Here is a 13,429-nt window from a genome sequence, read left to right as displayed (position 1 = left end):
AGTCTTCCTGATATTTGTCGTCAGGTTGGCTGGTTCATTAGTTAATTGGTTTTTGCTTTTATCCAGCCACAACCAGGCTGCAGGAGTTGGTGGCTACAGGTGCCCGGGCGACGGCTTCATTCTGAGAGTTCGTGGGTACTAGCGATTATTGATTCGAATATTAGTTGTGGGGGTTTACCGCTTCTTCTCAAGCTTTGAGGCGACGCGGTTGCTGCACCGGCACGGAATTCACAATCGTACTCAAGTGCGTTCAGGGTGCGGATAGTATTAGCTTTAATAATGAATTATTATTCGTGCGACGCGATTCTATAAATTCACAGGAATAGATATGACTAGATGCTAAAATACTAAAAATCTTTTGGTTAATATAAATATATTTCTTACAAATTTCGAATTAATATGCTTGATATCTTTGAAGATAAAAATATTCCAGAAGAAAAATTACACAACAAATACCTAGTGCTAAGAGATCAATTGTTTCTTACGGGGGAGCAATCGATAATTGGTGAATGGGTGAGGGGGTTTGAGGATAGAGATAATAAAATTGTTAAAGAATTTCAAACAAGCTATCATTCGTCTTTCTGGGAATTCTATTTATTTGCTTTATTTAAAGAAGCTGGTCTTGAGATTGATTTTTCAGAACAGAGGCCAGATTTCATAATAAAACAGCCGCACTCGATGTATATTGAGGCGGTGGTTGCAAATATTAAACAAAATGGGAAAGGGGAAGAATCTAGAACCATTGAAGATGTATTTTCAATGATTCGGCCTCTATATCAGCAAAAAAACTTCGAACTAGAGATGAGGGAGTCAATTACTAGATATGCAAATGCAATCTCGAGTAAGGTGAAGAAGTATGATGATTACAAAAAAGACAATCATTTTGATGTAAATACCCCTTACTTAATTGCGCTTAGTGGTTACGAGCAAATTAATTATGGAAATAAATTTCACTATGCAATGATTGCTTGGGCATATGGCCTAGTGATCGACAATAAAACGGGTAAATATTTAAAGCAGGGGAGTATTAAAAAGCCGGGATCAGATGCTCCAATACAGATTGGAAATTTTCTGGATGGGAAATTGTCTCATATTTCTGCCGTGATATTTAGCTGTACTGCTACGCTAGGAAAATTAACTTCGCTAGCGATATCTAAAGATGAGGGGTATTTAAAAATAAATTCAGTTATTAATATCCGTCACGATACAGATATACCTTACTACAAAGCTCATATAGTATCTTCTGCTAATCCTGAATATCTTTCAGATGGTGTTTTTATATTTCATAACCCTTTTGCAAAGAACCCAGTCTCAAGGGAGGTATTCAAGAATACTAATGTAATAAATGTCGACTATGACATTGATCATGGTTGTCTATGCTTCGATGGTAATAATCTTCCAATTGTAAGTCGAATAAATTTGGCTTTTGGTGATTTTTTGCTGCCTGAAATTGTAAGCGAAATAACTGAAATATTTAACCCTGGCCTTGTGTTTATCAAAGCGAAGGTTCAGAAAATAAAAAAGATAAAACAGTACCAAAAGTATGACATTGAATTTTTGGACGTCAATGAAGGTATTAAATTTGAAATAATTTTTGATGGAGAAAATTTTGAAAAATTCTCCCCTAAGAAGGATTGTGTTTTTGAATTTATATATATGTTAAAAAATGAGTTAACTGACAAAAATCCTTCGGAAAATGCAGATATCCGTACTCTTAAGAGATTGATGAAAATTGCATGTCTGAAGTTAGATATGGGAATTATGGTATCAGTCAATAAAATTAGCTCCACATAGATGCGAAATTTCAGGTTATCTACAGTGTTCATCCGGGTTGGGGCATGGGAGTCGCCAAACAGTCAATAGAATGGGATGTACGGTTCCTTTAAGTCACGGTGTATTTTTAAGCTTGGAATAGGAGAAAGAACTAGCAATCCGCCTGCATGGCGGCGCCCGCACCACTCTGAATCGCCCCGGGTTTTGAGGAGGCTTCAACTCTTGAGAAGATGAAGCCATGAAGAAGTCAACAAGTTCACGCTCGAGGTCCGTGAACGCGCAGTCAGGATGGTGCACGAGCACCGTGGGGAGTACCCGTCGCTGTGGGCGGCAATCGAGTCCATCGCACCCAAGATTGGATGTGTGCCGCAGACGCTCAACGAATGGGTCAAGCGAGCCGAGGTCGATGCCGGCGTGCGCGAAGGCGTGACGACCAGCGAGGCCCAGCGGGTCAAGGACCTGGAGCGCGAGGTCAGGGAACTGCGTCGAGCCAATGAGATATTGAAGCTGGCCAGCGCGTTTTTCGCCCAGGCGGAGCTCGACGGGCAGGCCTTCCTGCGCCGCATCAAGTCCTGAAGGCATTCGTCGACCAGTACCGCCAGCAGCTTGGGGTTGAGTCGATCTGCCGCGTCTTGCAGATCGCCCCATCGGCGTACTGGCGCCACGCCGCGTGTCAGCGCAGCCCGGCCTTGCGCTCGTTGCGAGCCCAGCGCGATACACAGCTGCTGCCGCAGGTGCAGCGCGTCTGGCAGGCCAACCACCAAGTCTATGGCGCCGAGAAGGTCTGGCGTCAACTCAATCGCGAAGGTGTTGCGGTGGCACGTTGCACCGTCGAGCGGCTGATGCGCCAACTCGGGCTGCAGGGCGTGCGACGCGGCAAGGCGGTGCGGACCACCATTGCTGATTCCAAGGCGCCATGCCCGCTGGACCGGGTCAATCGGCAGTTCCGTGCCGGGCGGCCTCACCAGCTCTGGGTCTCGGACTTCACCTATGTCTCGACCTGGCAGGGCTGGGTCTACGTGGCATTCGTGGTGGACGTGTTCAGCCGGCGCATCGTGGGTTGGCGGCAGAGCGGCTCGATGCACACCGAGTTCGTGCTCGACGCGCTGGAGCAGGCGCTGTACGACCGCAAGCCGCCTGACGACGGTAGCTGGCGCACCACTCCGACAGGGGTTCGCAATACCTGTCCATCCGCTACAGCGAACGCTTGGCCGAAGCCGGCATCGAGCTCTCAGTGGGCTCCAAGGACGACAGCTATGACAACGCGCCTACCGAGACCATCAACGGGCTCTACAAGGCCGAGGTCATTCATCGGCGCGGGCCGTGGAAGACCAAACAGGCGGTGGAACTGGCTATCCTACGTTTTTGGAATAAAAAAGGCGTAGACAAAAACGATTGTGACAGCTATCCATATTAAGAGAAAAAGCCAGATGGTTGACCACTTCCAACTTGCCTTGACCAACAGAACTTCCCACCAATTCATCCCAGGCTTATTAGCAGTTGCTCCAAATTCAGGGGCCATGCGCTGTTGAGCTCTGAAAAGCTTGTCATCAGACGGTGCGTGGTTATTGGGGCAGCGATCTTTGATCGTTTCATATTCGACTCGCAGCGCATCAATCTCTGATTCTTCGATCAATTTGCCGGAATCCATTTTTGCAAGTATGTACGCCAGCTTGATCTGATAAGCCGTCAGTTCTTCGGCGTTTCGATGCAAGGTATCAGCCTTCGCACCATAAGAGGCGCCCCACTCGAGAAGACTAATAGTCAGGAGAAAAATACCAAGCGTGACCGAAACAGCAGTAAGGTAGTTATCCAGCGGTGTCCCTGGTTGTGGCGAGTAAATGCGCTGTGCCAGCGCCGTTGCGACACTCAATGCAGAGAGCATTGCAAGGCTGAAAGTGGAAAACGTCTCCCGTTGCCTCAGACGCCGAGCTGCGTTGTAACGCGATCCTGCAGTTCGCCAAGCTTTTGTACGGAGATCCGAGATGAATTTTCTCATTGATAACAGCGTGCCAAGGTGTGAGGTGCGGGGGACGCCTCAAAAATCAGGTCATATCCACTTCCCTAGCAGTGATGCTGAGCATCCCCTTGAGAAGGTCTTGTCACAAATCGTGACGTCCCATGCCTGCGCAGAGTAGAGAGCACTTCCGCCCGCAGGAACCAAATCCTGCGAGGTATCGCTTGCGCGATAGGCGCCACCCGCAAAGCTATTTTAGCCATAAAGTGCCCCTTCGTCCTTGTGCATGGCGATCAGAATGTGCTGCAGATACTTCTCGTACCGAGCCTTGATCTGCTCATCAGTTAGTGCATCATCTGGCCCAACCCGGCCTCGTTCGGTGAGCATAGCCAGCATCTCTGTCGTGGTTGTGATCTTGTCATAGTCCCGCACATACCCACCCTGTGGGTTGAACTTCATTTCGAAGTAGGCGCGTCGTAGTTTCTTTAGATCAGCCGGAGCTTTGCAGTAAAAATCCGGCATGCGCTTGAACATATTCTCGATTGCCTTGTCTATGTGGTGAAGTAACTTCAAGTCACTGATCTGGTTGAAGTACGCGATCCATCCATAACGCTTCTTCTGGGAAATGGCTCCAGTGATTCTTTCGTTGAGTTCGAGGATGAAAATCTTCTTTAGTCTGTCTGGGGTAAGATATTTAAACCTTTCCAAGCGTCGCATCTTATTATGCTTATAGTCACTAAACTTAGCAGCTATCGACAGGAGGAAACGTTCGGTTGTAGAGTCTCGCACTGAGATCAAAGGCCAATCGAACGTATACCCCAGGTAGCCGAAAGGCATAGATAGCTGGTGCATGTGCGATTTTCCCGACCCAATGGGATGCAAACTAAGCCCGCGTTGCTTGAGTCTCTCTCGAAGTGAAGCGAAAGCTTTTTGCACAGATTCGTAGTCGCCGTACATCAGTACATCGTCAACGTATCGATAATAGGTGATGCCCATCTCTGGCATGATTTCGTCGACATCCTGCATGTATATTGACGCCAATATGTTTGATATGGCCAGCCCCTGCGGAACGCCCACCTCTGTCCGGTAGTCCGAATGCCTGTTTTTTTTTGTATTCTTTGGCACGGTGGGTGTTGCCAACGCATGGCCGATCAACTTTAGTGCACGCTGAGATTTAACCCTTTTTGCTAGCACCTCTAAGGTGAGGTCACGCTGGATCGAGTCATAAAAGGTTTTGATGTCAGTGCTGCAAATCCAAGTTTCTGTTGGAGACTTGCCTTTTAAGTCATTTGAGATTTCTCGCACAAATGTACTCGCTACGTTCTTTGGGACACGTTCTGGGTAAAGGGTGGCGAGAAATTTATTCAGCTGATGCAACACCACCCGGTCCCTGACTGTGGGAATTCCAATCAATCTAGGGTTCTTGTCTCTTCCTTTCGTTTTTAGAACTTCGAGGAACGGAGAGAACCTATACGTACCAAAATTACACTTTGCCGATGCGTTCGCTAACAAGGCTTTTGCGTTTATTGCGAATTGAAAACCGTTCAATCGATCAATACCTTTTCCAGTAGTGCTCGCGAATTTCTCTTCGAATACTGCCTCTAAGGCAGTCGCGGAGAAAAGGGACTCGAACAGCATCGTGTCATCAATCGGGTTAGACCCACAGTGAGTCGCCGCTGAGGACGCAAGAAGCGGTAACTGTAACTGCTGTAATGTTATCGAAGTGTCGTTCATGTATATTCTGCCAAGTGGCCAGTCAATTTGAGATTTAAGAGAATATTAATGAAGTAGTTTCATGAATTTGGCCTGAGCTGACTGGATACCCAATACCATATATGGAGATCCGCAACGCTAAAAAATTGAGCGTTGCTAGTGAAGTCAATCAGGCAAGCCTCTTCTGCTCGAGATGTCTTTCAGCTGACTAAACCAAGACGCAATTGTATGCTGACGATCAGAAGGGCTGAGCATTTTTATTGCCAAAAGCAGTTCGGCTATTTCGTCATCTTCGCAATATAAATAGGCGAGTGGAACACCTAGTGCGCCTGCGATCAGCCTTGCGGTCTTCACTGGAGGCTCATGCGTTCCTAACTCATACCTGCTGATGCGGGCACGGCTTGATGACTCATCAATGCCGATTAGCACTCCTATTTTTTCTTGAGACCACTGAAGGGCTTCACGTCGAGCACGCATACGGCGTCCTACGACGTTGGGTAGTTCCAAGGATACGGACTTCATGTAGCGAGTTTCGTTACACTGTGGTAACGTGTCGTCACGAAAAACGTTACATGTATAAGTGATTAATTATTCATATAGTGGCGAATTTCTAGTTAAATATGCCTGAATTTGATTGAATATATTTTATTTTCTTATTTTGTTTGGCGGTAATAAATTTGGATATTTTTATAAATGAGCTGGTGTTTTTCAACCTGGAGGATTAGATGGAGTACGAGTACAAGGTCATTGACGTAGCCGATGGGGCGATTAGTTCGCTTTTGCTCGGAGAAGGTCGAATCGAAACAGAAGTTCTGGAGGCCTATATCAATGCCATGGCGTCGGAAGGATGGCGCTTGGTGTTTATGGAAAAAGTCATGCAGAGGCATCTCGTTGTTGCAGATAGAGAAACCTTGATGATCACTTTTGAAAGGAGAGTGCCGGAATCGGAGCGCGCCGCAAGAGCCGCGAGGTGCATTGACGATGTGATTCGTGCCGAAGACGCGGCCAAGCGCAAGGGGCGGGGAGCCGCCGTCGGGGCAGCGGGCATGGTCGCCGCAGGGGCGGTGTTGAGCAATCTACTGAGCGAGGAATAAATTGGACCTGAACCAAAAAATTGCCGAGAGAAGGGCGCAATTGAAAAAGGATGAGGCAGCCCAGGAGGCACGCAAGCGGCAGGAGGGGCTTGAACAGAGGCAAAGGGAGCAAGCCCAAGAGAGGGCGATTAAAGAATCTGCCGAGAAGGAGGCGGCGCAGAAGATTCAGGAGATCGAGGCCCAACTGCACGGCACCAAGGAGCACGTATCAAATGATGCAGCTTCCGTGCTGGAAGAGCGAGTAGGCCAGGAGGCCAAGAAGAAGGTAGATGCACATATCAGCGCACTTGCCAACAAACGATTCACCAAAGGAGAAAACTGGGCATTTGGCCTCCTCATGTTGGGAACCGTCCTTGGTTTCTTTATGGCGTGGTGGTTTGGCCTGGGAATGCTGATTTGGACTTGCTACTACGTCACCAAGGTCAGCAATCGTCACGAAGCCGAGATCAGGGCCGAGTTAGGGCAAGTTAAAGAAGGGAGTAACGAATGAAGAGGATTTCAACCGCGATCATGCTTGTGGGCATCGCCCTGCTCATCCTCGCCTTGGGCAGCGATGTTGCTGTCGATGGTATGGGAGGGCGACGGATCACGAACAACGGCTTGATGCATGACCGCCTGGTCAACATCATCCTGAGCGTGACCCTGATCCTGGGCGGTCTGCTGCTGAAGCTGTTCGGGGAGAAGCTGTCAGGGCCCTATCTGCAGGCCATTGATCAGTTGTCAGCGAGTGAGTACTTCGCCCGCTGGGCCACGGCCATCCTCTCCTCTGCCTGTGTGTGGGTGCTGCTGCTCATGTATCTCTGGCCCAAGACGAGCGTGGCGGCTGCGCTGCTCGCTGCTATGGCTTGGTGCTCGTTCCTTCCGCAAGCGACCTATAAGGTGCTCAAGCGGGTCTGGATTGGCACATTGTTGCTGGCGGTGGGAATGGCGACCTGGCACTTGATCGCCTTGTTCAGCACAGGTGTCAACGCGTTAACGTTGGGGTTGATATCAGAGGGTGTTTCTCTTATCGGGACGGGACGTTTGCTACCTTTGTTTACCGTAATGCTGGGAGTGCCTTTTCTGGTATCCGTGGGAGGGGTTGTTTTCGCTACGTTAAAAAGTGAAAATGATTGATTAAAAATTCTTCTGAGGCCACGGCAAAAGCTCGGCCGAATCGGAAATGTGGGTCGTGATATGATCGTATGTTATGGTGGTTTTTCCAGATGGGAGAGAGTATGGCTGGTAGTGATATAAATGAGATTAAAGAATTCATCAATTGCGTTTATATGAACGAATGTAGGAAAATTTCCGGGCGCGGAATGCTGACTTATGCAGTTGGTGAGTGCGATGGGGATTATTACATTTGTATATATGATAATGTGAAAGATGGGAGTTTTTCGAGGGGCTGGATATGTGGGAAAAAAATTGATGCAGCTGTTTTAAATCAGTCTGAACTGACAGGCGAAAATTTTTATGCATTGCAGGATGGGAAATCTAATAATACTGGAGGATTTATAATGGCCGCTTTAAGAGATCTCGGGTTTGTTCGCAAAAGAGTTCGACCATTTTATGAACATGTGCCACTTACTACTTTTAAGAGTGTGGTTGAAAGACGTTTAGAGAAGTGAAAATGTTCTTAAGAGATAGTTGATTGCGATAGTTCGTTATTTCCGCCCTTGCCCGCCCTGGAGAAATCCTCGGCGGGCTTTCTTTTTTGTCAAAAGGAATTTTATGTACGTTTATTTTGATTCATTATCAATTCACAACGCCTTTACTCAGGCCTTGGGTAGCGAGCTGGGTGACTTGATCGGCCGGCGCATTGAGGAGTTGTCCGAATATGAGGTAGATGACCTGTCCAGTCTCATCAAAATCCTGGTTCTGGAGCCCAGCGACGCATTCACTGCTGTTGATTCGGAACTGGGTTTTTCACTTCTTGGCCGCCATTGCGATGTCGCCGAAAGCCATCGGGAATGGTTCGAGCTGACCCTGGTGCTCAGTGATAACGGCTTCGGTGTCGTGATCTACGTGCCCAAGCATGCGGATCTTGATCCCCTGCTGACGGCCTATTGCGCCAGCCAGGTGAGGGCCAGATCACAGTGACCTGCCTTCACCACCCACCACCTGCCGCCCATCGAGGCGGCTTTTTTTTTGTCTGAGGGCGTTTTGCCACCTTATCTGATAGGCCACCTGCCTATCGCATTCATCTACCAAGGAGAACTTTATGAGTGAAATCGAAGCGACAGAAAACGGGCAGCAACCCGTATCGATCGACAGCATCTACAACGGCAAGTGCCTGTCAGTGTCGGGCCGAAGCACGCTCACCTACACGGTGGGCCAGGGCAAGGGCGACAACGCGCTGTACCTGCGTATCGCCGATAGCACCGGCAACGGCGTGTGGTGCAAGGACTGGGCGCCAGCCTCGGCCATCGAGGCGATCGTTTCGGGAGCGCAGGAGCTGACCGCCAAGAGCTTCCATTGCCTGCATCCAGGCAAGTCCATCAACACAGGCGGCTTCGTGCTGGCTGCGCTACGGGATCTTGGGCTCATCCGGCCGGGCGAGGTGAACACGCGGCTCCATGAGCATGTGCTTGGGGCCACTCTGGAGGGGATCATGCGTAACCCGCCCAAGGCAAAGGACGATGGCAGTGCCGCCAGCATGGCAGGGAAGTCGCGCCGGAAGGCGAAGGAGGGGGCTTGACCCCGGGCATACAGGCCGCCTTGGTTACGGTATTGGTGCTGGGCATGTGGTTCAACGCTACACGTCCCATGGCCATAGCTGCTGCCGCTGCGCTGACCTTTATGTATCCCCTGTTGCTGATCGTGATTCTGGTTGGCGCGGGATCTGCACTGTGGGTGGGCTACTTTCGGAAATAGACTGAGCCAAGCTCCCGGAGGAAGTCCGCTCCAGCCTCTGCGCCCTGGGGGGCGAGGGTTGGGCCATGGCGACGTGCGGCGGCCGCCCCATGAGGGGGGTGATCCCGGACCCCTGCCGGGCTCGCCTGGGAGCAACCTGGGCACCAGCCGGGGCGGCGAGGTGCTGCCCCGTCCCGCTGCCACCCCGGCCCACGGGGGGCTGCCCTCCCCGAACTCCGCCACATCTGCCACGGCGCCACCCATCGGGCCATGCCCTGCAACAACGTTGCGGCGTTGCGGATGTTGCGTATCGGGGCAGAGGGGGGGGGCGCTGCCCAATATGTTGCCTGAAAAGCAGTGATGTTGTAAGCAAGAGAATTATTGCCATTGGTTACTAGATTTTTCAAATTTTTACATTTGGAGTGCGATGGTTGGCTTCTTGCCTTCTTTGCTCCTTCGCAGAAGTACTTCTTTCCTAAGCTCAAAAAACTCCCCAGCTAGAAGTGCTTCCAAGCCAAGGAATTTTGTTTTCCTTGTTTGGTGTGCCTCCATTCCTTAGATTTTTGCGACTCGCTTCTTGAAGGCGCTCTATTTCTAGAGAAAATTTAATCCCATGCAGAATTACGTTAAGGCTTATATATTTTAATTTCCTTGTTTGCTGTGCCTCCATCCTTAGTGCTTTGATTACCGTGATCCGAGAGTTGGCATGAATTTTAAGGGGGCGCCATGGAGGGTTAAGTGGCGTGGGTTGCGAGGATGCGGTTTTTATGAAGAATTCAGTCCTGGATCGCTGCCTGCACTCAGCGAACCACGGATTGGCCAGTCCATCTTCTCAACTGTGCAATTTCAAAGCAACCGAAAAATTTTAAAGGATGGATCATGAAAACTAAGCCTGTGAGTTCAACTTCGTCGATCATTTCAAAGAGCCTGGACGCGAATAATGTCGAGCCGTTTGAGGGTGCGATCGATTGCGGCATGCTGATGACTGAAATTATGCGTGCCATTAAAAATCACGTGATCATATCGGATCATGATGCCTTGATTGTGGGGCTGTGGTCTATTAATACATGGTGCTATAGGGATTTTCAGCGTTGCCCTCTGTTGCTGATTAACGCCCCAGAGAAAGAATGTGGGAAAACTCAGCTGCTAAAGGTGGTGGAGAAATTTGTGTTTCGACCAATGGAGTCAGCCAATATTACCTTGGCAGCACTTTTTAGGTTGATCACTAATTTTATGCCTACGCTACTGATCGATGAAGCAGACACATTTATGGAGGGGAAAACAGAATTTGCTGGGGTAGTGAACAAGGGCTACGAAAAAGGAGGATTTGTCTTGCGGGTAGAGGCCGTGGGGAAAGAGCTTGTCGAGCGTGCCTATGTGGTTTATGGCCCTAAAGTCATGGCCGGAATCATGCTTGAGCGGCACTTGCCGAGCGCCACAATGAGTCGAGGTATCCAGATTCCCATGAGGCGCAAGACCAAGGGCGACAATGTTCAGCGCTTGCGTTCTGCCGATCCAGAGGTTTTTAGAGGCCTGCGTTCTCGTATTCTGAAATTTGTTATAGATAACAAGGATGCCTTGGCGAAGGGCTGGGATGAGATGCCACAGGAACTCAGTGATCGCCAGCAAGACAATTGGGAGCCATTGCTAGCCATTGCAAATTGCCTTGGCAAGAAGTGGTATCAAAAAGCGTGTGAGGCAGCCCTGAAAAACTGTGAAGAAACAGCGCCGCCTAAGGCATCTTCCAATCAATTGCTGGAGGATATCCGCGAGGTCTTGTCTGACTATTCGGAAAAGTACATCCCGTCGGCATATTTGTTGCAAAAGCTCCATGACGCTGAGGATATGGACTGGGGTACCTACAGTGGCGGTAAACCACTTTCGGCGCGTCAGCTGGCAAAATTCATGAGTGCCTATGGAGTAAAGACCAAGACTGTGCGCATGAAATCGGACTTTACACCCAAGGGCTATGAGGTGCGTGATTTTGCTGATGCCTTTGCACGGTATCTGCCAGAGTTGCCAAGTGAACTGCCCCCGGAGGAAGAGAAACCTCTGCGTACAGGAAATCCGCCGATTCCAGAGTTCTGAAATAGTGATCGGGGGCCCCGCCACAGTGAAAGGTGGTGTGCTCACTTGTGAAACCAGTGGTGGCCGTTGCCTCTAGTTTTCAAGTGATTTTTCCTAAGCCGATGATTTTGATCATCGTCGATTCCTGCGGTGATGGTCTCAGTGGGACTGTTCTGCATCTTTGTTAACCCATTTTCTTGTGAGTATCCATGTCCATGTGGAGAGGCGTTCGTGCGCCTACTGCTTCGGCGCCTATCTCCATGGGCACGGTTCTTTATCAATCAACTTCATGAAAGGAGAGGCTGTATGCCCATTGTCAAACTCAGTGCGCAGTTTGTGCATGAAGCGGTTTGCCCGCCCGGAAAGTCCAAGGTGGACTATTACGACAGTGCACTCAAAGGGTTCATTCTGGAGGCTCGACCTTCAGGGGGTAAAACCTTTTACCTGCGCTATCACGATAGCCACAACAAGCTGCGCCAATGCAAGATCGGTGATGCTGCTGCGGTCAGCTACGACAAGGCCCGGCAGAAGGCCATGCGGTTGCGCTCGGAGGTTGAGCTGGGCGGCAACCCTCTGAAGGAGCGCCAAGCCTTGCGTGCGGTACCGACCCTGGCCGAGTTCATCCGCGATACCTATGTGCCGCACATCCACCTGCACCGGAGGAATTTTCAGTCCACGCTGAGCTTCATCAAGTGCCATGTCCTGCCGCGCTTTGGAGCCAAGCACCTGGACGAAATCACGACCAACATGCTGGCCGAGGCTCACCAGGATCTGCGCACGAGGGGCTACGCGTTGGCTCATGCCAACAAGATACCCATCCTGCTCAAGATCATGTTCAATCTGGCGAGGAAGAAAGGCATCCCGGGAAGCGAGTCCAACCCTGCCGACGGTGTGGTGCTGTTCAACCCGAACAACGCGAAGGAGCGGTATCTCAGTGCGGTTGAGACCCAACGCCTGCACGAGGTTCTGTCCCGGTGTGGCTCCGCCCAGTTCAAGAGCATCGTTGCTCTTTTGCTGCTGCTCGGATGTCGCAAACGTGAGTTGTTGGATGCACGCTGGGAAGACGTCGATCTGGAGCGGCGCAACTGGCGCATTCCTATGTCCAAGAGCGGGAAGCCGCGAAACGTACCGATCTCTGAAAGGGCTTTGGAGGTGTTTCAAGCGCTGCCACGTTGGAACGGGTGCCCTTACGTAGTGCCCAATCCCAATACCAAGCAGCCGTTTGGCAACCTGTACCACCCCTGGGACAAGGTTCGCAAGGAGGCCGGGATGCCTGAACTGCGGATGCACGACCTACGTCACACGTTCGCCAGCAATCTGGTGAACTCCGGCCAGTCCATCTATGTGGTGAGCAAGCTTTTGGGGCACTCCCAGCTCAAGACTACGGCGCGTTACAGCCACCTGGCTGATGAGACTCTGATGTCTGCGGTGGATGCTGCAGCCAAAGTGGTGGACACAAGTTGGAGGCCCAGCGCGTAAAAAGCTGCCTAAAATTTGGGCAAAGCGAGGTGCGCCACGCACGCGATCACCTGCCCATCCTATGGGGCTGGGTGGTCCGTGGGGTCAAAGCCTCCCCCTCATTCCTGGGGTGATGGCCCAAAAGCTGAAAACCCAGCAAACAGGTCACTGCGACAGTTTGGGGCATGTGTGGGTGAGGCGGGAGGCGCAGGCTCGAAAACGGGAAAAACCCTTGAAAATCTGCTACTTACCGTATTGCTGGAGGGTTCAACACCTTCAAGTTTGCCCACGCCTACGCCAACGGCGAAGGCATGAAGCACTACGTGAACATGGTGCAGGAGCCCGAATTCGCAGCCCGCGAACAAGGCTACACCTTCGTGTCGCACCAGCAGGAAGTGGGTGCAGGCTACTTCGACGATGTGACCACGGTGATCCAGGGCGGCTCGTCCAGCGTCAAGGCGCTGACCGGCTCCACGGAAGAGGAGCAGTTCCACTGAAGCGCGGCTTCGGTGAGTGCAACTTCAGGTAGATA

12 protein-coding genes, 2 pseudogenes and 1 other annotated feature are annotated in these 13,429 nt (G+C 50.5%); of the genes and pseudogenes, 11 read left to right on the top strand and 3 right to left on the bottom strand.

Features of this window, described 5'->3' with window-relative positions; genetic code table 11:
- Positions 1–399: 399 nt before the first annotated feature.
- Together ACN20X_RS21230 and ACN20X_RS21225 are read left to right on the top strand one after the other, a co-directional pair.
- Entirely contained in the window at positions 400–1,794 is a 1,395-nt protein-coding gene (locus tag ACN20X_RS21230; RefSeq protein ID WP_473209863.1) for a hypothetical protein, read from the top strand.
- Between the two features lie 267 nt (positions 1,795–2,061).
- Positions 2,062–3,139 (top strand): annotated as a pseudogene (locus ACN20X_RS21225) (IS3 family transposase); the annotation flags it as partial.
- Positions 2,289–2,420, top strand: a sequence feature (AL1L pseudoknot). It overlaps the preceding pseudogene by 132 nt.
- Here ACN20X_RS21225 and ACN20X_RS21220 read toward each other — a convergent pair.
- From ACN20X_RS21220 to ACN20X_RS21210, 3 genes are all read right to left on the bottom strand, one after another.
- Complete coding sequence (locus ACN20X_RS21220) at positions 3,131–3,772, bottom strand: SLATT domain-containing protein (RefSeq protein WP_392458617.1); 642 nt, start codon at positions 3,770–3,772, stop codon at positions 3,131–3,133. The pseudogene ACN20X_RS21225 and the gene ACN20X_RS21220 sit on opposite strands and share 9 nt — an antisense overlap.
- A gap of 213 nt (positions 3,773–3,985) precedes the next feature.
- Complete coding sequence (locus ACN20X_RS21215) at positions 3,986–5,464, bottom strand: reverse transcriptase domain-containing protein (protein ID WP_392458615.1); 1,479 nt, start codon at positions 5,462–5,464, stop codon at positions 3,986–3,988.
- 144 nt (positions 5,465–5,608) lie between these two features.
- On the bottom strand, positions 5,609–5,965 hold the full coding sequence (locus ACN20X_RS21210) for a helix-turn-helix domain-containing protein (protein ID WP_392458613.1): 357 nt from the start codon (positions 5,963–5,965) through the stop codon (positions 5,609–5,611).
- Between the two features lie 203 nt (positions 5,966–6,168).
- Here ACN20X_RS21210 and ACN20X_RS21205 point away from each other — a divergent pair, with 203 nt between their 5' ends.
- From ACN20X_RS21205 to ACN20X_RS21165, 9 genes and pseudogenes are all read left to right on the top strand, one after another.
- Positions 6,169–6,537: a DUF4177 domain-containing protein gene (locus ACN20X_RS21205; RefSeq protein WP_310043463.1), complete on the top strand. Its 369-nt coding sequence runs from the start codon at positions 6,169–6,171 to the stop codon at positions 6,535–6,537.
- Between the two features lies 1 nt (position 6,538).
- Positions 6,539–7,027, top strand: coding sequence for a hypothetical protein (locus tag ACN20X_RS21200; RefSeq protein WP_473209862.1), 489 nt, complete (start codon positions 6,539–6,541; stop codon positions 7,025–7,027).
- Entirely contained in the window at positions 7,024–7,653 is a 630-nt protein-coding gene (locus ACN20X_RS21195; protein WP_473209861.1) for a hypothetical protein, read from the top strand. Before ACN20X_RS21200 ends, ACN20X_RS21195 begins: the two co-directional genes overlap by 4 nt.
- 101 nt (positions 7,654–7,754) lie before the next feature.
- Positions 7,755–8,147 carry a hypothetical protein gene (locus tag ACN20X_RS21190; protein ID WP_473209860.1) on the top strand — a complete coding sequence of 131 codons (393 nt, stop codon included), beginning with the start codon at positions 7,755–7,757 and terminating at the stop codon, positions 8,145–8,147.
- Positions 8,148–8,250: 103 nt separating this feature from the next.
- Positions 8,251–8,619 carry a hypothetical protein gene (locus ACN20X_RS21185; protein ID WP_473209859.1) on the top strand — a complete coding sequence of 123 codons (369 nt, stop codon included), beginning with the start codon at positions 8,251–8,253 and terminating at the stop codon, positions 8,617–8,619.
- A gap of 121 nt (positions 8,620–8,740) precedes the next feature.
- A complete protein-coding gene (locus ACN20X_RS21180) occupies positions 8,741–9,217 on the top strand; it encodes a hypothetical protein (protein ID WP_043792829.1) in 477 nt (158 codons plus the stop codon).
- Between the two features lie 1,034 nt (positions 9,218–10,251).
- Positions 10,252–11,460, top strand: coding sequence for a DUF3631 domain-containing protein (locus ACN20X_RS21175; RefSeq protein WP_473209858.1), 1,209 nt, complete (start codon positions 10,252–10,254; stop codon positions 11,458–11,460).
- Positions 11,461–11,745: 285 nt separating this feature from the next.
- The gene (locus ACN20X_RS21170) at positions 11,746–12,918 is read left to right on the top strand and encodes a tyrosine-type recombinase/integrase (RefSeq protein WP_473209857.1); all 1,173 of its coding nucleotides are present in this window, start codon (positions 11,746–11,748) and stop codon (positions 12,916–12,918) included.
- A 245-nt stretch (positions 12,919–13,163) separates the two neighbouring features.
- Positions 13,164–13,394, top strand: a pseudogene (locus ACN20X_RS21165) (isocitrate lyase); the annotation flags it as partial.
- Between the last annotated feature and the right edge of the window lie 35 nt (positions 13,395–13,429).

The organism is Delftia sp. PX-1 (genome assembly GCF_055797465.1).
This window is presented reverse-complemented; position numbering and strand designations above follow the sequence as displayed.